Annotated in this window: 12 protein-coding genes; all 12 read right to left on the bottom strand. The window is 61.1% G+C overall.

Features of this window, described 5'->3' with window-relative positions; genetic code table 11:
- Window positions 1–37 precede the first annotated feature (37 nt).
- Entirely contained in the window at window positions 38–9,439 is a 9,402-nt protein-coding gene (locus tag AC1DXO_RS20190; RefSeq protein WP_476979986.1) for a hypothetical protein, read from the bottom strand.
- 129 nt (window positions 9,440–9,568) lie between these two features.
- On the bottom strand, window positions 9,569–12,406 hold the full coding sequence (locus AC1DXO_RS20195) for a calcium-binding protein (protein WP_476979987.1): 2,838 nt from the start codon (window positions 12,404–12,406) through the stop codon (window positions 9,569–9,571).
- A gap of 272 nt (window positions 12,407–12,678) precedes the next feature.
- On the bottom strand, window positions 12,679–13,866 hold the full coding sequence (locus AC1DXO_RS20200) for an MFS transporter (RefSeq protein WP_476979988.1): 1,188 nt from the start codon (window positions 13,864–13,866) through the stop codon (window positions 12,679–12,681).
- Window positions 13,867–13,905: 39 nt separating this feature from the next.
- Window positions 13,906–14,109, bottom strand: coding sequence for a hypothetical protein (locus tag AC1DXO_RS20205; RefSeq protein ID WP_476979989.1), 204 nt, complete (start codon window positions 14,107–14,109; stop codon window positions 13,906–13,908).
- A 208-nt stretch (window positions 14,110–14,317) separates the two neighbouring features.
- Window positions 14,318–16,876 carry a hypothetical protein gene (locus AC1DXO_RS20210; protein ID WP_476979990.1) on the bottom strand — a complete coding sequence of 853 codons (2,559 nt, stop codon included), beginning with the start codon at window positions 16,874–16,876 and terminating at the stop codon, window positions 14,318–14,320.
- A 237-nt stretch (window positions 16,877–17,113) separates the two neighbouring features.
- A complete protein-coding gene (gene parC, locus AC1DXO_RS20215) occupies window positions 17,114–19,330 on the bottom strand; it encodes a DNA topoisomerase IV subunit A (RefSeq protein WP_476979991.1) in 2,217 nt (738 codons plus the stop codon).
- A 38-nt stretch (window positions 19,331–19,368) separates the two neighbouring features.
- Window positions 19,369–19,668 carry a type II toxin-antitoxin system RelE/ParE family toxin gene (locus AC1DXO_RS20220; RefSeq protein WP_476979992.1) on the bottom strand — a complete coding sequence of 100 codons (300 nt, stop codon included), beginning with the start codon at window positions 19,666–19,668 and terminating at the stop codon, window positions 19,369–19,371.
- Window positions 19,661–19,942 (bottom strand): type II toxin-antitoxin system ParD family antitoxin, encoded by a 282-nt coding sequence (locus tag AC1DXO_RS20225; protein ID WP_476979993.1) that lies wholly within the window; start codon window positions 19,940–19,942, stop codon window positions 19,661–19,663. Before AC1DXO_RS20225 ends, AC1DXO_RS20220 begins: the two co-directional genes overlap by 8 nt.
- A 62-nt stretch (window positions 19,943–20,004) precedes the next feature.
- Window positions 20,005–20,472, bottom strand: a complete 468-nt coding sequence (locus tag AC1DXO_RS20230) for a hypothetical protein (protein WP_476979994.1) — start codon at window positions 20,470–20,472, stop codon at window positions 20,005–20,007.
- A gap of 70 nt (window positions 20,473–20,542) precedes the next feature.
- A complete protein-coding gene (gene recO, locus AC1DXO_RS20235; RefSeq protein ID WP_476979995.1) occupies window positions 20,543–21,277 on the bottom strand; it encodes a DNA repair protein RecO in 735 nt (244 codons plus the stop codon).
- Window positions 21,278–21,399: 122 nt separating this feature from the next.
- Complete coding sequence (era, locus tag AC1DXO_RS20240) at window positions 21,400–22,353, bottom strand: GTPase Era (RefSeq protein ID WP_476979996.1); 954 nt, start codon at window positions 22,351–22,353, stop codon at window positions 21,400–21,402.
- On the bottom strand, window positions 22,350–23,060 hold the full coding sequence (rnc, locus tag AC1DXO_RS20245; RefSeq protein WP_476979997.1) for a ribonuclease III: 711 nt from the start codon (window positions 23,058–23,060) through the stop codon (window positions 22,350–22,352). Before rnc ends, era begins: the two co-directional genes overlap by 4 nt.
- Window positions 23,061–23,078 lie beyond the last annotated feature (18 nt).

Below are 23,078 nucleotides of genomic sequence, written 5' to 3' on the forward strand. Positions count from 1 at the left end.
GGCGCAATCATGCGCCATGTCATACGGGTGTCAATGATTACCAGACCATTTGGCTGGTGACGTCGGCCGTCACAGTGTTGAGCACGGTGATGCTGTTGCCGCCGCCAAGCGTAATGACGGTATCGGCGCCGACCTGAGTGAAAATGATACCGGCGCCATTGACCACACCATGAGCCAGGGCATGGACATTGATCCGGTCGTTCTGTGCCGCGCTGAAGTCAAGGATCTGGTCGATGCCCGATCCCGCGCCAAAGACGAACTGATCCGCCCCCAACCCACCGGTCAGGCTGTCGTTGCCGGCGCCACCGGTCAGCAGGTTGTTGCCCGACGTGCCACTCAGGTGATTGTTGAGCCCGTTGCCAACGCCGTTGATATTGTCCACACCGGTCAGGATCAGGTCTTCGAAATAGTCCTTGAGCGAATAGGACACAGACGCCCGAACCTCATCGATACCGCCGGCGTCGACGCCGCCCAGCAGTTCGGAGATGCCCATGGCGGCATTATCGACGATATAGGTATCATTGCCGCCGCGGCCGTAGAGCTTGTCTGCGCCGCCGCCGCCGATCAGGAAGTTGGCCCCGGCATTGCCGTAGATAGTGTTGGCCAGGGCATTGCCAATGCCGTCGATGGCGGCGCTGCCCGCCAGAGTCAGGTTCTCGACATTGTCACCCAGGATGTAGGTGACCGCCGACTGGACCGTGTCTGTGCCGGCATTCAGCCCTTCGATCACCACGTCGCCGATGTTTTCGACGATATAGATATCATGGCCTGCCCCGCCGCTCATCGTATCGGCGCCGGAACCGCCGTTGAGAATATTGTTGCCGGAATTGCCGTTCAGCATATTGGCCAGGGTGTTGCCGCTGGCATTGATATGGGCTGTTCCGGTCAGGGTCAGGGTCTCGATCGACTGGGCATTTGTCAGGGCGAAGGTCACGGAGGAGAGCAATGCATCGCTGCCCTGATTGTTGCCTTCCGTGACGATATCGCCGGCATTGTCGATGACATAGGTGTCGTCACCCGGCCCGCCCGCCAGGGTATCGGCGCCGGATCCACCATCGAGGCGATTGTTGCCGGCATTGCCGGTCAGTGCATTGGCCAGGTTATTGCCCGTGCCGTTGAGGTCGCTGGTCCCGGTCAGGATCAGGGCTTCGATATATTGCGCGCCCAGGCTGTAGGTGATCGAGGCCTTGACTGTGTCGGTGCCCTGGCCCGTCCCATCGCGGACGATGTCGGCGATATCATCGACGATATAGGTGTCATTGCCCAGTCCGCCGGTCAGGCTGTCGCCACCCGCCCCGCCATCGAGGACATTGTTACCGTCATTGCCGGTGATGATGTTGACCAGGCCGTTGCCGGTACCGTTGATATTGGCCACACCCGTCAGCAGCAGGCGCTCGACATTGTCACCCAGGGTAAAGCGCACGGATGACTGCACCTGGTCCACACCGGCCGAAGCTGCTTCAATCACCACATCGCCGAGATTGTCGACGATATAGACGTCGTTGCCCGTCCCGCCCATCAGGGTATCGGCCCCGGTCCAGCCATCGAGGACATTGCTGCCGCTGTTGCCGGTCAGCACATTACCCAGCCCATTACCGGTCGCCGTCAAGCCGGCCGTGCCCGTCAGGGTGAGGTTCTCGATATATTGGCCTCCGAGATTGAACGACACGCTGGAGAGGACGGTGTCATTGCCCTGGTCCTTCACTTCCTTGACCACATCGCCGGCATCGTCCACGACATAGGTATCATCGCCCAGGTCACCGGCCAGGGTATCGGCCCCTGCCCCGCCATCGAGGCGATTGCTGCCGCTATTGCCGTTGATCAGGTTGCCTAGCGCGTTGCCCGTACCATTGATGTTCGAGGCACCGGTCAAGGTCAGGTTCTCGACAAACTGGCCCAGGACATAGTTCAGCGAAGCCAGCACCGTATCGCTGCCAGCACCATCAGCCTCAACCACGCTATCGCCAGCCGTGTCGACATAATAGGTATCGTCGCCAGCGCCACCGGTGAGGGTGTCCGAACCGGCGCCGCCGTCGAGGCGGTTTCCAGCCGCATTGCCCGTGACGGCATTGTTCAGGCTGTTGCCCGTGCCGTCGATCGCCGCAGAGCCACCAAGCGTCAGGTTCTCGACATTGCCGCCCAGTACATAGCTGACCGACGCATTGACCAAGTCGGTACCCTCGCCGCCGATTTCCGTCACAAGATCGCCAGCGGTGTCGACAATGTATGTGTCATCACCGGCTCCACCGCCCAGACTGTCCGCGCCCAGGCCGCCGACAAGGCGGTTACCCGCCACATTGCCCGTAATGGTGTTGCTCAGGCTATTGCCCGTGCCATCGATCGCCGCAGTGCCGCCCAGCGTCAAGTTCTCGACATTGGCGCCCAAACCGTAGCTGACCGAGGCATTGACCAGATCCGTGCCTTCGCCGGCCAGTTCCGTTACAAAGTCGCCGGCTGCGTCGACAGTATAGGTGTCATCCCCGCCAAGACCAGCAAGGGTGTCAGCGCCGGTTCCACCGTCAAGTCGATTTGCAGCGGCATTACCCGTGATGGTATTGTTCAGGCCATTGCCCGTGCCATCGATCACCGCCGAACCGGTCAGCGTCAGATTTTCAACATTACCGCCCAAACCGTAGCTGACCGAGGCATTGACCAGATCTGTGCCTTCGCCACCCTGTTCGGTAACAAGATCGCTCGCGGTGTCGACAATGTAGGTGTCATCACCGGCACCACCGCTCAGACTGTCCCCGCCCAGGCCGCCGTCAAGGCGGTTACCCGCAACGTTACCCATGATGGTATTGTTCAGGCCATTGCCCGTACCATCGATCACCGCCGAACCGCTCAGCGTCAGATTTTCAACATTACCGCCCAACACGTAGCTAACCGAAGCACTGACTAGGTCGGTGCCTTCGCCGGCCAACTCGGTAACAACGTCGCCCACAGTGTCGACAGTGTAGGTGTCATCCCCGACGCCGCCGCTCAGACTGTCCGCACCGGCCCCACCGTCGACCAGGTTATGACCAGCATTCCCGATCAGAACATTGCCAAGTCCGTTGCCGGTCGCCGTGAGATCGGATGTTCCGGCCAGAGTCAGATTCTCGACATATTGGCTCAATGCAGAGCTTATCGAGGCAACGACGGTATCAATCCCATTGTTGTCGGCCTCGACCACACTGTCGCCAATGTTGTCGACAGAGTAGGTGTCATCCCCGGCACCACCGCTCAGACTGTCCGCCCCCAAGCCGCCGTCAAGACGGTTACCCGCGACATTGCCAATAATGGCATTGTTTAGGCCATTGCCTGTGCCATCGATCGCCGCAGAGCCACCCAGCGTCAGGTTTTCGACATTAGCGCCCAGCGCATAGCTGATCGAGGCATTGACCAGATCGGTACCTTCACCGCTAAATTCGGTCACCAGATCAGCGGCATTGTCGATCCAATAGGTATCATCGCCTGCCGCACCGATTAGATTGTCGGCACCGCCGCCTCCATCAAGCCGGTTGCCTGCACCGTTGCCCGTAATGATGTTGTTGAGACCATTACCTGTGCCATCGATCGCCGCAGACCCACCCAGCGTCAGGTTCTCAACATTGCCACCCATGACATAGCTGATCGAGGCATTGACCAGATCGGTACCTTCACCGCCAAGTTCGGTCACCAGATCTGCAGCATTGTCGATACTATAAGTGTCATCACCAGCGCCACCGGTCAGGCTATCCGCGCCAATTCCACCATCCAGGACGTTATGGCCGCTATTCCCGATCAATCCATTGTCCAGACCATTGCCGGTCGCCGTCAGATTGGCCGCTCCCGTCAGGGTCAGGGTCTCAACAGACTGGCTCAGCCCATAGCTCACCGACGCCAGGATAGCATCGTTCCCATTACTATCGGCCTCAACCACGGTGTCGCCAGCACTGTCGACAAGGTAGGTATCATCGCCGGCAAGTCCGGCAAGCGTGTCTGAACCCGCGCCACCGTCGAGACGGTTCGCGCCCACATTACCGGTGATAGCATTGTTCAGATCGTTGCCCGCGCCATCGATCGCCGCGGCGCCACCAAGCGTCAAGGTCTCGAGATTGTTGCCCAGAACAAAGCTGACCGAGGTATTGACCAGATCCGTACCTCCACCACCCAGTTCCGTCACCAGATCGGCGGCATTATCGACCCAATAGGTATCGTCGCCAGCTGCGCCCGTCAGGCTGTCGGCGCCCAAGCCGCCATCCAGCACATTGCTACCCGTGTTACCGGTCAGTCCATTGGAAAGCGCATTACCTGTCGCCGTCAGATTGGCCGTGCCCGTCAGGGTCAGGTTCTCGACAAATTCGCCCAACCCGTAGCTCACCGACGCATTGACCAGGTCATTGCCGCCATCGCTGGTTTCGACGACGCTGTCTCCTGCGCTGTCGACATAATAGCTGTCGTCTCCACCCAGGCCCGTCAGAGTGTCGCTACCCACGCTGCCGTCCAACCTGTTGCCTGCCGAATTGCCCATAATGGCATTGCTCAGGCTGTTGCCTGTACCGTCAACGGCCGCAGCACCGCCGAGAATGAGCGTCTCGATGTCGCTTCCCAGAACGTAACTGACCAACGTATTGACCAGATCATTCCCTCCGCCGCCCAGTTCGACGACCAGATCGCCGGCATTATCGATCCAATAGGTGTCGTCACCCGCACCACCCGTCAGACTGTCCGCGCCCACGCCACCGTCGAGACGGTTACTGGCCGCGTTACCCGTAATGGCATTGTTCAGGCTGTTGCCCGTACCATCAATCGCGGCCGCAGCCCCCAGGGTGAGATTTTCGACGTAGCTACCCAATGCGTAGCTGATCGAGGCATTGACCCGATCCATGCCTTCACCGCCCAGCTCGGTCACAAGGTCGCCAGCATTATCAACCCAATAGGTGTCATCCCCCGCACCACCCGTCAGGCTATCCGCACCCACGCCACCGTCGAGCCGATTGCCGGCTGCGTTACCCATGATGGCATTGTTCAGGCCGTTGCCGGTGCCATCGATCGCCGCCGCACCGTTAAGCGTCAGAGTCTCGACATTGTCGCCAAGGACAAAGCTTACCGAGGCCAGGACCATATCATTGCCGCCACCAATGCCCTCGACCACACTATCGCCGGCGCTGTCGACCGAATAGGAATCGTCGCCAGCCAGGCCGGTCAGGGTATCGCTGCCCACGCCACCATCCAGCCGGTTACTGGCCGCGTTACCCGTAATGGCATTGCCAAGACCGGTGCCCGTTCCATCGATCGCCGCGAGCCCGCCAAGGACAAGATTTTCGAGATTGTCGCCGAGGGCAAAACTGACGAGGCTGGTGACCAGGTCGGTGCCTTCATTGGCCGCTTCGTTCACCACATCGCCGGCAATATCGACGAAATAGGTGTCATTGCCGGCAAGTCCGGCCAGGGTATCCACACCGGCTGCACCGTCGAGAACGTTATCACCGCCATTGCCGGTTATAAGATTGGCCGCCGAATTACCGCCCGCCGTCAGATTGGCGCTACCGCCAAGCGTCAGGTTCTCGATATTGCCGCCCAAAACGTAGCTGACCGACGCATTGACGCGGTCGGTGCCGTCACCGCTCAGTTCCGTCACCAGATCACCGGCACTATCGACCAGATAGGTGTCGTCGCCGGCGCCACCGGTCATGGTATCCGACCCGATACCGCCATCGAGGAGATTGCTGCCGCTGTTGCCTGTCAGGGAATTGGCCAGGCCATTTCCGGTCGCCGTCAGATTACCCGCACCCGTCAGGGTCAGGGTCTCGACAAACTGGCTGAGCCCGTAACTGGTCGCGGCCAGGACCGCATCGTTACCGCCAGCGCTCATCTCGACGACGCTGTCAGCGGCATTGTCGACATAGTAGGTGTCGTTACCGCCCAGACCGCTCAGCGTATCCGCACCGACCGAACCATCGAGCAAATTGTCACCGCCGTTGCCTGTAACGACATTGGCTAATCCATTGCCGGTCGCGGTCAGGTTGGACGCGGCCCCCAAGGCCAGGTTTTCGACATTGTCACCCAGGACATAGCTAACCAGGCTGTTGACCAGGTCCGTACCGCCATTGGCCGCTTCACTGACCACATCGCCCGTCACGTCAACGAAATAGGTATCGTTGCCGCCCAGTCCCGCCAGCGTATCCGCGCCCGCCGCGCCGTCGAGCAGATTGTCACCACCATTGCCCGTCAGGCTATTGGCCGCGGCATTGCCAGTCGCGGTGATATTGGCCGTCCCGCTCAAGCTCAGATTTTCGAGATTATCACCCAGCGCAAAACTGACCAGGCTGTTGATCAGGTCGATTCCGGCGTTGCCAGCTTCGCTGACCACATCGCCCACGGTGTCGACATAATAGGTGTCGTTGCCGCCAAGCCCGATAAGGGTGTCCGCCCCGGCACCACCGTCAAGAACGTTGTCAGCACCCGTTCCGGTCAGGCTGTTGCCCAGTTCGTTGCCGCTTGCCGAGAGAGCGCCGCCGGTCAGGACCAGATATTCGACGGCCTGTCCGACTGCCAACACATAGCTGACCGAAGCCAGGACGGTGTCCGAACCACCTCCGGCGGCCTCAATCACGCTATCGCCGGCATTGTCAACCGTGTAGCTGTCGTTATCCGCGCCGCCCAACAGGGTGTCCGCGCCCAGGCCACCGACCAGGGTGTCATTGCCAATGCCGCCGTCCAGCGCGTCATTGCCACCCCAGCCAAAGATGATATCCGCTCCCGCGTCGCCATACAGCGCGTCGCTGCTGGCATCGTTCAGGTCGTCATTGGCCAACAGTTCGAAATCACCCAAGGCCAGAGGCGAGCCCGGCTGTGCGTTGGGATCGAACTGAGCCAGATAGGTAGCGACCGTGCCGATATGGTCGTCGCCCGACCCGCCACGAAGCGTGTCGGCACCCAGACCACCGAACAGCCAGTCGATGCCGTCGCCGCCGTCGGCGGAATCATTGCCGGCTCCGCCCATCAACGCGTCATCGCCGGCCATGCCCGACAGGGTATCATTGCCGCCCAGCCCGGCGATTTCGCCATTCCAGTCCGCGTCGGTAATGGTGTCGGCCGCCTCGGTGCCCCACACTGTAAGACTTTCCAGGCCGGCAATCGAGCCGCCGGTTATGAAGGCGACCGTTCCGCCGCCCAGTGCCGCAGTCAGGTTGAGCGTCACGCCCAGGTGGTTGATGTTGTAATAGCTTTCGAAATCGATGCTGGCGCGATCGATGCCGGCGCCGCCGTCGATGACTTCATAGGCGTCGGCATCGAAAACATCATTGCCGTTGCCGCCATTCAGAACATCGTGATTTGCACTCGTCCCGCCTTCGAAATCGGCGATGATGTCGTTGCCGTCACCGCCCGCCAGGCTATCGCTGCCCAGCCCGCCCAGCAGGGTATTGTCGCCGGTATTGCCGGCAATATTGTCGTCGCCCGCCGCACCCGTGCCGTTCAGATTGGCTGCACCTGTCAGGGTCAGGCTGCGGAAGCCGCCGGCCAGCACATAGCTGTAGGCGGCAAAGACGGCGCCTTCATTGTCGTTGATCGCGTCGCCGGCCGTGTCGACATAGAAGCTGTCGAAGCCCGCCCCGCCGTTCAGCGTATCCGCGCCAAAGCCGCCGTCCAGGACGTCATTCCCGTCATTGCCGGTGAGTGCATTGGCGGCCGCATTGCCGGTCAGCAGGTCGTCGCCGGCCCCGCCGATGGCGTTTTCAATGACTACGCCCGCATCGATCGTTATGCCCGAGGCAATCCCGGCCATATAGGACACGGCTCCGCCACTGGCCGGACCGCTATAGAACATGCTGGCCGGGCGCAGGTCGATTACGGCCCTGACCGCCGACGCGGTATTGGCGACCGTCAGCGTATCATTGCCGCTCGTATCCCAGATGCTTAAATAGCCAGGCCCCGCCGTCGTCGCGCTCAGCGTATAGACGCTATCGCCACTGTTCCAGTTCGGATTGGCGCCATACTTGGCCTGAAGCACGGCGATGTCGATCGCCATTGGGGTCGACGAATAGCCGCTGGTTCTGCCCACCGTATCCGGCACGGGGCCTCCGGGCCAGCCGTCATTATACGACATGACGGTATAGACGCCTTGGTTCTGCCAGCCATAGCCGGCATAGTCGTCCTGATCGAGCACGCCGGTCATGATGGTCGAGGTGCCCCCCGTATCGAACGGGTGAGCGAGGCCCAGGCCATGGCCCAGTTCGTGGATCAAGGTGGCGTAGCCAAGACCGCCGGGTTCGAGACCGCCATTGCCACCCTCATCCCAGCCCACGCCGTCGCGGGCAAAGACGCCAAGACCGGCATCCGTTTCGCCCGGCGGATTCATGTAGGCCAGAACACCCGGATCCAGGTCGTTGGCCACAACCAGTTTGAACTGCGCCTCCGCCTGATTGGTCGTCTGGACAAAGGTCAGGTTGATATAGTGCGAATAGGTGCTGAGCACCGCCATGACCTGCTGGATCTCATAGGCGTTCCAGCCCAGCGAGGCGTGGCCATCGATGGTTTGCGAACCCGGCGCGAAATAGACCTTGACCACGGAACCGGGCGCGGCCGCCTGCGTCCCCCAGTCGATCGACTGGGTCAGCAGCGGGCGGTCGCCCTGGGCCGCCGAAATCGTATATTGGCCATAGGCCGCGTCACTGACGCCGTGAGCCACCAGGTAGTAACGGCCGGTGGTCTCAGGTTCGAAGTCGACATGGCCGTCCGTGCCGGTACCGAAATCATCGCTGCTGGCGATCAGGGTGCCGTTCGCGTCATAGACCATCAATTCGACATCGAAGCCACCGCTGCCCATGAGGTCGAAATCGTAGCCCGTGCCGGCTGTGAGATCGACGGCGAACCAGTCGTGATCGGTCGGCGTATCGATGCGATTGGTCTGGGCCACGCCGACCACCAACGTCGCCGCAGTCGCCAGGTTGTCGCCGATCGTATCGCTTGTCGCCGCCACGCCCAGGCCGGCCGTCAGGGTATAGCCACCCTGATAGGTCAGGCTGCCATCGTCTTCGGTCCACGATTCGGCGGAAATATAGTAGGTACCCGATACCGTGACGTAAAAGGCCAGGTGGGCATTGCGCCCCGGGCCGCCGTCGTCGTCGCTGGCCAACTCGACGCCTGAGGCGTTGAACAGTTCGAGGAAGGGGTCCTCCAGCGGTGTCGCGCCCGTGCCGTTCATCGAAAAGTCGTAGATCAGGCCCGCCTGAAGCGTCACGGCGAACCAGTCGTGGTCGTTGTCAAAATCGATAACGGAGCTGACCGTCCCACCAGGGGCAATCGTGCCAGTGGTCAAGGTCGTGGCGGCGTAAACATCGTTGGCCATGCTGCTGATCGTGCTGTTGACCGGAACCGTCTTCAGTGTCTCGAGATCAACCGATTCGGTCACGTTCGACACCGTCCGCGACACGGTAGACAGGCTATGGCCTTCCTCGGCTTCTGAAACGGCCATGACGTGTCTTCCCTGTCGTTTTTTATTAATACTATAATTCAGCAAACCTTACTTTATACAGAGATTTATGGTCTCGAAAAGGGAAATCCGGCGGTCCCGCGAGGCCGCCGGATCAAAGTTATATAACAATCAAGCGATGACGTGCGACGCCACGTCGGCGGAAGTCGCATTCATCACCGTGATGACATTGCCGCCGCCGAAATCGACGGTAACATTGGCACCCGACGTGTTGATGACATAGGCACCCAGGCCGGACAGCTGGATGACGTCGCCTTCAGCGCTGTTGAAGTCCTTGATAATGTCGCCGCGGCAGGCGGCGGAGAACTGGAACACATCGGCGCCCAGCCCTCCGGTCAACTGATCGTTGCCGGCGCCGCCATTCAGGATATTGCTGCCGTCATTGCCGTAGATCAGGTTGTTCAGGCTGTTACCCGTGCCGTCGATATTATTGCTGCCCGTCAGTTGCAGGCGTTCGATATAGTTGCCCAGCCTGACGCTCACCGAGGCCTGGATAAGGTCCGCTCCACCATTGTCCGTCCCGCCATAGGCTTCCGACACCGCGTCGCCGGCATTGTCGACGTAGTAGGTGTCATTACCCGCGCCACCATACATCGTGTCCGCGCCGGCTCCACCGTCGAGCAGGTCGTTGCCGCCCATGCCATTGAGGCGATTGGCGCCAGCGCCACCGGTCAGCGTATTGTTCAGGTCATTGCCGGTGCCATTCAGGGCGGTATCGCCCAGGAGAAACAGGCTTTCGAGATTGGCGCCCAAGGTCAGGGAAACAGACGAACGGACCGTGTCGGTCCCTTCGCCGAAGCTTTCGATCGCAACATCGCCGGCGTCATCGACGTAGTATGTGTCGTTGCCGTAGCCGCCGATCATCCTGTCCGCGCCGCCGAGGCCATTGAGGATATTGTTTGCTGCATTGCCGGTCAGCATATTATCGAGCGTGTTGCCGGAACCGTTGCGGGCGCCGTCCATCAGGACCAGGTTTTCGAGGAAGGCGCCGAGCGTATAGTTGACCTGCGAAAAGACCGTGTCCTCACCGCCAGCGTCGCCCCCCAGCCAATATTCCGACACCACATCACCGGCCACATCGACAAAATAGCTGTCGTCTCCGGCCCCGCCGCGCAGATTGTCGGCGCCAAGACTGCCATCCAGGACATTATTGCCGGAGTCGCCGCTCAGGGTGTCGTTGTACTGGCTACCCTGCAGGTTTTCGACGTTGGTAATGAAGGCCGTCCCGCCGTCATAGACCGCGCGGCCATTGGCCAGGCTTGCGGCGACGCCATTATTGATGAAGACAAACGCCAGAGTGTCCTGATCGGCACCACCATTGATAAAATCGACGCCTTCCGACGCATACAGCGTGTCGCGGCCGGCATCGCCATTCAGGTCGTCAGAGCCCGAGGCGCCGTACAAAATATCGTTGCCGTCGCCACCGCTCAGTTGATCGTCACCGATACCGCCATCCATATTGTCGTTGCCGCCCGCGCCACGCAGATCGTCATCTCCGTTCATCCCGGCGATGTAGTTGGCGCGGTCGTTTCCAACAATGAGGTTATTGCTGGCATTGCCGCTGCCCAGAATGGCCGCGCTACCGCCCAGGATCAGGGTTTCGACATCGGCGCCCAAGGTGTAGGTGACGGTGGAGATGACCGTGTCGTCGCCCTGCCCGGCCTGCTCACCAACCACGTCACCGGTGGAATTGACGTGATAAATATCGTCGCCATGGCCGCCGTACATGACATCGGCGCCGGCGCCGCCGTCGAGATCGTCGCTGTCGACAGTACCGAACAGATACTGGGTGCCGTTCAGCGACACAGTCGGCGAAAATATCTTCTGGAAAACACCCGAAAAGTTGCCGTCTGTAGCCAGGTAGGTCAGGACGAAGCCACCGTCGGATAGGGCTGAAACCTGCGGTGCCCCGACAAAGCTGCCCGGCCCGGCCTTCATTTCGGGTCCGATGGCGTGGCCTTGGGCGTCATAGCGCTGCAAATAGGTCCCATCCAGGCTGGAGCCATGATTGTCGGTGTACCAGGCAATGACGAAACCGCCATCATCCAGAGCGCAGATCGACTGGCGCGACTCGTCGCCGTCATTCAAGGTGTTGACACGGAAGACCGCGCCCAGCTTATGACCGTCGGCGTCGAAGCGTTGGGCCATGATGGCATTGTCGGAACCCTTACCGGCGGAGTCCGTCCAGGACAGGACATAACCGCCATCGGCCAGGGTGGCGCCCTGGGGGGTGGCCAGGTTACCGCCTGACGCGCTGTCGACGCGGACCAATCCGCCCAACTTATCATTACCGGTGTCGTAGGCCTGCTGGTAGATGCCCCACTTGCCATCGACATAGCCCGGCCAGGCAACGATATAACTGCCGTCGGGCTGCGCCATGACGGTCGGGCCGAAATTGCTGGTCGTGGCATAGGTCGTGACCGTCGTCTCGCCGCTGACCATAGTGCCGTCCCCCAGATAGCGCTGGCTGTGGATTTCGAAGTCGCCGGTCGCCGGATTGGCGCAGTGCCAGACAACGACAAAGCCACCGTCCGCCAGGCCCGTCACCTGCTGGCCATATTGATGGCTGTTGGTGATGGAGTTGACGCCAAACTCGGCGCCCTGGGCATGGCCCTGGGAATCGTAACATTGCGCGAAGACGCCGACACTGCTGCCGTCCTGGCCATTGCTGACCCAGGCGACAACGTAACCGCCGCCATTCAGCGCCGCCACCGTCGGGGTCATCTGGGTGTTGCCGACAAAGGTGTTGACATGGGTCTCACCGCCGATCTTGTGGCCCTGGGCGTCATAACGCTGGGAATAGATACCCCAACTGTTATCGCTCTCCATGCTTTGCCACGCAATGACATAGCCGCCGTCGGCCAGGGTGGCGACCGATTGGGCCATTTGATAGCCGGTGCCGGTCGTGTTGACCTGGGTACCCTGAGTAAGATTCAATACGCTCGTCATAACAGTCATCCTTCCAAAAAGGACCGCGTCGCCAGTCGATCCGGCGCCGTCGGTCGTGATGGCGGCGGCTGCTATCACGGGCGTCTCAAGGGAAATACTGAATTGTCGGCAAGGTTCCGGGTGGCTTCGGCCGAATCCATGGCATCCGCGTGAATTTTGAGAACCGTTTGCAATCGACGCCAAAACGTTTCCCGACAAGGTGCGGACCGGCTTTTTGAGAGCATCATATGCGCGGCAATGTATCACCGCATACGGGCGATGCTAAAACTTTCCTAAGCGCGCCGTGCCGCGACAAGAGCATGTGACGCGCGGGCCAGGAACAGGGCGACGCAGAGGCAGATAAGGGCGCCGCCCAGCAGGACCAGCAGCAGGCTGCGCGCCCCCATTGTCGTCAGAATCCACGCCGCAACGGTCGGTGCGATCGCCTGCATAACCAGCGATACGCGCCGCAACCGGCCAACCAGCGGTGGATAGCGCTCCGGCCCGAAGACCAGCAAGGGCACGGTCCCCGCGGTAATCGATACCACGCCCAGACCCGCGCCGTAGATAACCAGGGCCGGCGCGCTGATCCCGGGCGCAAATGCCAGCAAGCCAAGCCCAAGCGTCACGCCGACGACTCCCAGACACAGCGACAAATAGGCAGGCCAGCGTCGTCCTATGGTCAGTTCGGCCAGGCGCGCCAGAACCTGTGACGGCCCGACAATGGCGCTGAGCGCAACGGCAGCTTCGGGTGACAGTCCACGGCTGCGCAGAAGTGAGTGCATATGGACGGCAATCATCGCCACCAACGACATTTCCAGGGTCAGGACGATGCCCAGGGCAATATAGACTGGCCATTCTCCGCCCTCGGGTCGGACAGCAGGTCGGGCCCGCACCTCGGCAGCAGTCGTCGCGTCGTGCGGCTTGGGTACTAGGAAAAGATAAATCGGCAGACAGACCAAAAGATGAATTCCGGCAAACACAGCCAAGGTCATGCGCCAGCCAACCAGACCTTCCAGCAGGTGACTGAGCGGCCAGAACAGCGTGCTGGCAAAGCCGCCCCACAGGGCGATCTGGATGATCGAGGCGCGTGCCGATTGGCCATACAGCCGGCCGACGGTGCCGAACGCGGCATCGTACAGACCCGAGCCCATAGCCAGCCCCATGATCACCCAGCCCGCAACATAGATGGGCAGATTACGCGCCAGGGCCATAACGCCCAAACCCAGGGCGAACAAGACTGAGCTGATGGCCAGGACGCGATGGCCCCATCCGGCCCCGATATAGCGCCCGGCCACGGCCGAGACGCCGGCCGACACCAGCACGCCGGCGGAATAACCGCCGACCACCCAGGCCAGACTCCAGCCCGTATCGGCAACAATCGGCCCGGACAGGGCCGTCAGGAGGTACAAGGAGGTCCCGAAGGCGATCAACTGGCAGAGCCCAACTCCGGAAACGACGGTGAGGCGGCGGAGGTCCATTCCCAGCGCTTTCCAAAAAGTGTGACGCATCTTTTTGGGTTAATAGCGCGTCACAAAAATAAAAGCAGCATAGACATCGTCGCCGGCGCTACTGATGAGGCTGGCGGTCACCGTTGACGGTTTCGCGGTATCTGTCGTGACAGCGGCGACGTGCGACAGCGACAGGCTGCGGAAGGCGGCCTGCGCCGTCAGGGGAGTGTCGGCGGACGCGCGTTGAAGTACGGCTGAATCGGCCGGCGCCACGGCCAGGACGGAATGGTCAACCGCCCGTCACGAAGCAAAAACGTCGCCCGGAACTCCCCGTTATCTCAACTGAAGGAACGCACGAAGCTCTTTACAACTTAAGTACTATAAATGGTCCAAGCTCCATCTATACAGAGAATTGAAGGGCGGAAAAGCAAATCCGGCTGCCGTGACTGACAGCCGGATCAAGGTTCGGTGGAGTTTAGGGCTACGCAGTGATAATATGGCTGCTGACATCCGCCGCCGCAGCGTTCTGCACGGTGATGATATTGCCGCCGCCCAAATCGACCGTGACATGGGCACCGGCCTGAGCGACGACATAGCTGCCCAGACCAACCAACTGGATGACGTCACCCTGGCCGGAATTGAAATCCTTGATGATATCCGAGCGGAAATTGGTCCCGAACTGGAAGGTGTCGGCCCCGGTCCCGCCGGTCAGCTGGTCATTGCCGACACCGCCATTGAGGATATTGGCGCCGGTATTACCGAACAACAGGTTATTCGCCGCATTACCGGTTCCGTTGAGATTTGCGCTGCCCATCAGAATCAGGGTTTCGACATCGTCCGCCAGACCGAAGCTGATTGTGGCGCGGACGGTATCGGCACCCTCCCCGGCCTTTTCGACGACGACGTCGCCGGCATTGTCTGCATAATAGAGATCGTCGCCCGTCCCGCCGATCAGGGTGTCGATCCCCGCCGCGCCGTTCAGAGTATTGGCGCCGCTGTTGCCGGTGATGACATTGGCCAGGCTGTTGCCCGTCCCGGCCAGGGCCGCTCCAATCAGGGTCAGGTCCTCGACGTAATTGGCCAGGACAAAGTTGACCGAGGCTACAACCAGGTCCTCGCCGCCGGCGTCGGCGCTGTTGAGCAGTTCAGACACCAAATCCCCGGCATCGTCGACGGCGTAGGTGTCATCACCGCCGACGCCGCGCAGATTGTCGGCACCGGCGCGGCCGTCCAGCGTATTGTTGGCGGCATTGCCGATGATTGTGTCGGCCAGGCCGCTCCCGATGACGAATTCGATCCCGTCGAAGAACTGGACATTGCCGGCGCCCTGCAACCCGCGGCCAGACAGCAGATTGATGACCGCGCCGATCGCCAGGCCGGAGGCGTCGTAATAGTCGATGCCGGCGCCGCCGTTAATGGTGTCGTAGCCGGTGCTGACGGCGAACAGGTCATTGCCTTCGCCGCCGTACAGGTCGTCTTCGCCGGCGCCGCCGCTCAGCAGGTCGTTGCCCGCCCCGCCGTCGAGATAATCGCCTCCGTCGCCGCCGACCAGCTGGTCATTGCCGCCAAGGCCGCTCAGGTCGTCATTGCCGGCGCCACCGGTCAGGACGTTGCGCCCGGCATTGCCAATCAGGATGTTGTCGCTGGCATTGCCGGTGCCGTTGATAGAGCTCAAGCCCGACAGGATCAGGTTTTCGAGATAGGTCGATAAGGTCAGGCTTACCAGGGATTCGACCGTGTCAGTGCCCTCATTGCTTCGTTCCGAGACCGCATCTGACGCGCTGTTGACGACATAGGTGTCGTCGCCGAAGCCGCCATACATCAGGTCGGCGCCGGAACCGCCGTCCAGCCGGTCGGCATCGGCCGTACCGAAAAGATATTGCGCCCCGTTGCCGGCGTCGCCGGGCCGGAAGGCGCGGCCATAGACGCCGAAACCCTGGCCGTCTTCATCTTCGCTGTGCCAGACCCCAACATAGCCCCCTCCCGTCAGCCCCGTCACGGCCGAATAGGTCTGGTCGCCAGTGGTGAAGGTGTTGAGACGGCTGGCGCTGCCGATGACATGCCCCTGGGCGTCATAACGCTGGGCGTAGATACCGTAGCCTGAGCCGTCCAGTATCGTGGTCTCCCAGGTAATGACGAAGCCGCCGTCGTCGAGCCCGGCGACGGCCGGCTCCCTCTGGACGCCGATGATGCCGCTGTTGACGCGGAACTCGGCGCCAACGGCCGCGTGACTGCCATTGTAGCGCTGGGCATAAACGCCTTCGGCCGAGCCATCCTGGCCGGCGCTGGTCCAGGTCACTATGAACCCGCCGTCATCCAGCGCGGCCACAGCCGCCTGGTTCTGGTCGCCGGTGGTAAAGCTGTTAGCCCTGATATCGCCTGACAAGGCCGTGCCGCTGGCGGAGAAATGACGGAAATAAACGCCCGCGCCGTCGCCGTCGACCCCCTCGGATATCCAGGTGACGACGTAGCTGCCGTTGGCCAGCGTTACGACATCCGCTTCAACGGGCGCACCCGCCGTGCCAGCATTGACGCGGGTCGGCGCACCGACCATTTCACCCGCCGCATTGTAGATCTGGCTGTAGACTCCGGCGTGGACATCCCAGACAGCGACAAAACCGCCGCCGATCAGCCCGCTGACATGCGGAACATAACCGCTTGCCGGCCCCAGAGCGGAATCAACGGCCAGTTCACCCCCGACCTTTGCGCCGTTGACGGTGAATTTTTGCCCGAAAATCTCCGTGCCCGTCCCATCGCGCGAATCCCAGACGATAACAAAACCGCCGTCACTGGTCGCAGCTACGTCCGACCACCTTTGCACGTCCGCGGTGGTGGTATTGGCCCGCACCTCTCCGCCCAGCCTGGTTCCTTCCGCGGAATAACGCTGAAAGTATATATCGTACTCCGAGCCGGCGGTTGGTCCGAACCAGCAGACGACGTAACTGCCGTCCGCCAGTGTGGTTATCGACGGTAAGGCTTCGTCAAGGGCCGCCGGGGTACTGATCTGGGTTTCCGGGTCAAGGTTCAGAATGCTGGTCATGGTGCCGCTCCTGTCGATTGCCTCTCCCCTGGCGAAAGCAAGATAGCACCGGGTTAGCGAACGACCAAGCTAATCTCGGCGCGCGCGAACCAGATCACGGCCGGTCCGCGCAAGGAACAGCGCCACCGCGACACAGATCATGGCCAAGCCCAGCAGGCCGAACACCAAGACATGCGTCCCGATCACATCCAGCACCCAGGCCGCACCCGCCGGCGCCACCGCCTGAACCACCAGCGACTACAACCTCAGCTTTCTCAGGCCCCGCGGCGCCATCTTGCCCGCCGTGGCGCGGCGCCCGACAAAATCCTTGATGTCCTTGAAGTCACGTGCCTTGCCCGCCCCGTCATACCACTGCGGCTGGCCGTTCGAGTCATAGATGGTGATGTCCTTGACGCCGCCATCCTTGTAGGCCTGAAGCTTGACGCCCTTACCCCTCGCCATTTCCGGAAGTTCGGAAACGGGATAGACCAGGACCTTGTTGTTTTCACCCAGCACGCAGATCAGGTCCCCGGTGACCGGCAGAGCCGCCAGGGCTTCGGTGCCGTCGACAGTCATGGTCTGCTTACCGGCGCGCTTGTTGGCGACGGCGTCTTCCTCGTTCATGACGAAGCCATAGCCGTTTTTCGCCACCATCACGCGCTTGGCGCCCGCCGTATAGGTGAACATGGTGACGATCTTGGCCGATTCCTCGATGTCCAGCATCAGGCGCAGCGGCTCGCCATGGCCGCGCGCCGACGGCAGCTTGTCGCAGGTCAGGGTCAGGAAGCGGCCGTCCGAGGTCAGGATCAGGATCTTGTCCGTCGTGTTGGCCGGCACCAGGAAGTTCAGTTCGTCGCCTTCCTTGAACTTCAGTTCCGACGGATCCTCGACCTTGCCCTTGGCAGCGCGAATCCAGCCGCGCTTGCTCAGTATGACGGTGATCGGTTCCTTGGGCAGGTAGGATTCGATGGCGGCGACCTCGATACCGACCGGCGCATCGGCAAAGGTCGTGCGGCGCGGCGACGGCAGCTTCTTGCGTACCTCGACCAGTTGCTGGTCTATGCGCTTCCATTGCAGTTTCTCACTGCCCAGTAGCGCCAGTATGCCGTCGCGCTCTTCGACAAGCTTCTTGTGCTCGTCCTGAATGACCATCTCTTCGAGACGGGCCAGTTGGCGCAGGCGGGTGTCGAGGATGTAGTCGGCCTGGACCTCGGTCAGGGTGAAGCGCGCCATCAGCACGTCGCGCGGCTTCTCGTCCTCACGGATGATGCGGATCACCTCATCGAGATTGAGGAAGGCGATCATCAGACCGTCGAGCAGGTGCAGGCGCTTTTCGATGCGTTCGAGACGCCAGTTGGATTGGCGCAGCAGCACCACGCGGCGGTGATCGAGGAAGGCGATCAGGCAGGCACGCAGGCCCATGACACGCGGCGTCCCCGTGGCATCCAGCACGTTCATGTTGACGGCAAAGCGCGTTTCAAGATCGGAGATCTTGAACAGGCTTTCCATCAGGACTTCGGGTTCGATATTGCGCGTCTTCGGTTCCAGAACCAGGCGGATATGCTCGTCGGATTCGTCGCGGACATCGCCCAGCAGAGGCGCCTTCTTGGCTTCGATGAGGTCAGCCAACTGCTCGATCAGTTTCGATTTCTGCACCTGGTAGGGAATTTCGCGCACGATAATGCGCCATTGGCCGCGTCCCAGGTCCTCGACCTCGTAGCGCGCCCGGGTGCGAATCGAACCGCGGCCGGTCTCATACGACTCGAGGATCGACTTGCGGCTTTCGACGCAGACGCCACCGGTCGGAAAATCAGGACCGGGGATGAATTCCATCAGTTCCTGGGTCGTGGTTTCCGGTCGCGCCAGCAGCTTGCGCGTCGCATCGATCAGTTCGGCGACATTGTGTGGCGGGATCGAGGTCGCCATGCCCACCGCGATACCGACCGCGCCATTGGCCAGCAGGTTCGGAAAGGCCGCCGGCAATACGACTGGCTCTTCGTCCTGGTCGTCATAGGTGGCGCGGAAATCGACGGCGTCTTCATTGATGCCGTCCATCAACAGCATGGCGGCCACGGTCAGGCGGCACTCGGTGTAGCGCATGGCGGCGGCGTTATCACCGTCGATATTGCCGAAATTGCCCTGGCCTTCGACCAGTTGATAGCGCTGGGCAAAGTCCTGCGCCAGGCGGACCAGGGCGTCATAGATCGACTGGTCGCCGTGCGGGTGGAAGTTACCCATGACTTCGCCGACCACCTTGGCACACTTGCGCGCCGCCGCGTCGGGCGTCAGCCGCATATTGCTCATGGCGTACATGATGCGGCGGTGGACGGGCTTCATGCCATCGCGCACGTCGGGCAGCGCCCGGTGCATGATGGTCGACAGGGCGTAGGCCAGGTAGCGCTTCGACAGGGCATCGCCCATCGGTTCGTCGATGACGCGCCCGCCGGGATCGTCGGGAATCAAAATATCACTCATGGAATTACGCTAGAATGAGAACGAAGGGAAAACAAGAGTCAGAGATGCTTACGCAGGCTCATGTTCTGGTGAAGAATGCGGACAATGACAACTGTCTCGCCTTTACGTTTGTAAATGATCAGGTGAGCCCCGACTCCAAAGACACGTTGGCCGGCTTTCAAATCCGGATGGATATGGCCAGCCTCCGGATGTCGGCACAACATCAGAATTGTTGAATGGATGTTCCGGGCATAGGTCACCATCTGATCGGCTCCCCAGCGCGTCTCCGTGCGCTCGAGAATATCCCTGATGTCGCGTCGCGCCTGATCGGAATAGGACCGCGTCAAGACATCAGCCACGCGACGTCTTCCGCTTTTTGTCTTCGCGTTCGCTCAGCACTTCGGCGATGATCTCATCCATAGTATCCTCGGTGTAAGGATACACACGCCCGGCTTCGATATCCGCCTCCCCCTCGTCTACCGCTGCTTGGAAGGCCGCGATACGCGTTTCGTCTTCCTGCATGCGGCGAATGGCGTCGCGGATAACTTCCGTCGCATTTCCGTAGAATCCTGTGGCCACCTTGCTTTTGATAAAGGCTTCCATTTCCTTGGACAGATTGACATGCATGGTCATGACGCGACTCCGTTATGTACATGGAATGTACATAACATGGCCATCATCCGCAAATCACGCTTTTAGAACAGCGCGTCGACTTCGCGTTGCAGGTTGGTTTCCATGCGCTCGGCGCGGCCATGGATATGCGAATCCAGCTCGACCACCAGGGCCTTCATATCGCGCAGACGTTCGACCAGGTCGGCCCGCGCCATCTCGTCTGTCAGATTGGAACTGAGAAGGATATCGATCGACGAGTCAAAGCTGGCCAGGGCCCGCTCGCAGCATTCGTCGAAGTCGCAGCGGATATCGGCCAAGGTGTGACGATAGGCTGAAATCACAACGTCCTTCAGCTCAAAGCCCGATTTTTCAAAGTGCTCGATATAGCCGCGGCGGTGCCAGTCGGCCAGTTCCTCGGCCATGTCCGGCATGTCGAGGCCCATCTCGAACAGCATAATGGCTTCATTGAACAGGTTCAGGTAGTCGGTCGCCAATCCGGTGGCCGGATTGACGTTGGCAGCCTGTAATTCCTGATCACTATAAACGGTCATGCGTTCGTACAACCTTGATTCGTAACATAGTTATGGCACACAGGCGTTACCAAACCGTGAGGGTGTGGGCTCAGCGTGATTCGCCCCCCTGCGCAAGCGCCTCGGCCAGACGCAGCCGGACATCGGGCAGAGGCCGGTTGTGTGGGTGAAAGACATAACGTTCCAGAAAAAACGCCGTCAAATCCATACCCTTGCCGATATCGCCAGCCGACAAACCGCCCTGGCTCGACAGCAAAAATTGTGGCAAGGCCAGCAGCTTGTCGCGATACGGTTCCCCCGCCTTGCGGCTGACCGCGCGAGCCGATTTGGGGCTGACATAGATCAGATCATCATGCGATCCGGTCACGGCGCAGGCACTGAGGTCAAGGCCATAGCCCAGTTCTTCCAGCAGACCGGCTTCATAGCGCACATAGATGGCTGGCCAGATATCGGGGAAGCTCAGCACGCCCAGCAGGGCCGTCAGGGCATGAAAGGCGCCGGCGTGCGGCTCGCGTTCCGGCAGGGCTGCCCGCGTCATCAGACACGCGGCCTGAAGCCCCAACAGCGCCACGGCATCATCCAGGACATCCGGACCGCTGCCGGAAGCTTCGACGGTGGCAGCCCCCAGTTGCTCGGCATGGCGCGACCGGAAACGGAACTGAACCGTGGCACCCGGTTGCAGGGCGGATTTCATGCGCCGCGACGCGCCGCCGGCGACGTGGGCGGCATAGATACCGTGGTCCTGCGTCAGGACATGAACAATCGCCCCGCTCTCACCGTGCGCTTTGGCGCTTAAAACAATCGCTTCGTCTTCAAATTCTTGCATTTGTGAAAACTGTTATGGTGAGTCGAAAACCGTTAGCTATCGAGAGGCGAAGCGGAGCGTACTCCAGTACGTGAGCATCGCATCGCAGATAGATGGCGGTTTGCAGACCACCATAACAGTTTTCAGCTGTCGTATTGAAGGCCGAACTGAGCGTACAGAGCGCGATCGTCGCTCCATTTTTCATCGACCTTGACGGTCAGGAAAAGATGGACCTGCTTATCCAGCAGTTTGCCCAGTTCCTCGCGCGACTTCTGGCCGATCCATTTCAGCGTCTGGCCGCCCTTGCCCAGCACGATGGCGCGTTGCCCGTCACGCTCGACGAAAATAGTCTGTTCGATGCGTACCGAGCCATCGGTCTTATCGGTAAATTCCGTCGTCACGACGGCTGCCGCATAGGGCAGTTCCTCATGCACGCGCAGAAACAGCTTCTCGCGCGTAATCTCGGCCGCCAGGATACGCACCGGCGCGTCGGCCGCCTGGTCTTCCGGGTACAGCCACGGACTGTCCGGCATACGCGCCGCCAGCAGCTTGCGCAGGTCCTTGACGCCGTGGCCCTTCTCGGCCGAGATCATCAGCACGTCCTCGACCACGCCGGTCTTGAACAGGTCGTCGGCGATGGACAACAGATTCTCGCTCTTCATCAGGTCGATCTTGTTGAGCGCCAGGATAGCCTTGCGCTTGGCCGCCTGAAGCCCGGCGATGATCATCTCGACATCCTCGACCGCCTTGTAATCAGCGCCCGTGGCTTTCGTCTCACCGCCGCCCTTGACCGCCAGTTGCGCCGCCGCGTCGACCAGCAGGACAACGCAGTCAGCATCTTCCGCCCCGCCCCAGGCCGAAGCGACCATGGCGCGATCGAGCCGGCGGCGCGGCTTGAAGATACCCGGCGTGTCGACCAGGATCATCTGGGCTTCATCGGCCATGGCGATACCGCGCACCGGAAAGCGCGTCGTCTGCACCTTCTGGGTGACGATCGACACCTTCGTGCCGACCAACTGGTTGACCAGCGTCGATTTGCCGGCATTGGGCGCGCCGATGATGGCGACAAAGCCGCAACGTGTCTGGGTTTGGGTCAATTGAGGTGTTCTCGTTCGATAAGGCTCAAGGCGGCAGTCTTTTCGGCTTCCTGCCGTGACTTGCCTGAGGCCGATTGGGGAGCGAGATCGCCTATGACGACCTCGATGGTGAAGATGGGCGCATGGTCGGGGCCGCGCCGGCCGAGCAGATTGTAGACGGGTGCGCCCTTGCCATTGGCGACGGCCCATTCCTGCAGGAAGGATTTCGGATTGCTGCGCGATACATTGCCGCTTGCGTGCAGCGCTTCGCTCCACAGCGGCCCGAATGCCGTGACGACCGCGTCATAGCCGCCATCGAGATAGACTGCGGCCATCAGTGCTTCGCAGGCATCGCCCAGAATGGTGGGGTTGGACCGGCCGCCGCTCTTGGTTTCGCCGGCCGCCAGACGCACTGCGCTGCCCAGGTCGATCTTGCGGGCGACATCGGCGCAGGCTTCGCGGCTGACCAGGGAATGAAAACGCCGCGACAACTCGCCCTCCTCGGCCTCGGGGAAGGCATCCATCAGGGCTTCGGCGATCATCAGGCCCAGAATCCGGTCGCCGAGAAATTCGAGTCGCTCATTGTCGGCCTGCTTGCGCGCCCCTTCGGCCACGCTGGCATGGGTCAAGGCCAGCTCAAGCAACGCCTTATCACGAAAGCGATAGCCGAGCTTGTCCTGAACCGTGTCTATGGCCGTCAGGCGGGTATTTTGCGAACGGGCGTTCATCGGCTGGCTTTACATCAG

The sequence above is a fragment of the Asticcacaulis sp. P2_C5 genome, from assembly GCF_056404555.1.

Coding starts and splice junctions, on each gene's coding strand:
- AC1DXO_RS20190 (WP_476979986.1), bottom strand. CDS start 9,439: ATGGCCGTTTCAGAAGCCGAGGAAGGCCATAGCCTGTCTACCGTGTCG.
- AC1DXO_RS20195 (WP_476979987.1), bottom strand. CDS start 12,406: ATGACGAGCGTATTGAATCTTACTCAGGGTACCCAGGTCAACACGACC.
- AC1DXO_RS20200 (WP_476979988.1), bottom strand. CDS start 13,866: ATGGACCTCCGCCGCCTCACCGTCGTTTCCGGAGTTGGGCTCTGCCAG.
- AC1DXO_RS20210 (WP_476979990.1), bottom strand. CDS start 16,876: ATGACCAGCATTCTGAACCTTGACCCGGAAACCCAGATCAGTACCCCG.
- parC (WP_476979991.1), bottom strand. CDS start 19,330: ATGAGTGATATTTTGATTCCCGACGATCCCGGCGGGCGCGTCATCGAC.
- AC1DXO_RS20225 (WP_476979993.1), bottom strand. CDS start 19,942: ATGACCATGCATGTCAATCTGTCCAAGGAAATGGAAGCCTTTATCAAA.
- AC1DXO_RS20230 (WP_476979994.1), bottom strand. CDS start 20,472: ATGACCGTTTATAGTGATCAGGAATTACAGGCTGCCAACGTCAATCCG.
- recO (WP_476979995.1), bottom strand. CDS start 21,277: ATGCAAGAATTTGAAGACGAAGCGATTGTTTTAAGCGCCAAAGCGCAC.
- rnc (WP_476979997.1), bottom strand. CDS start 23,060: ATGAACGCCCGTTCGCAAAATACCCGCCTGACGGCCATAGACACGGTT.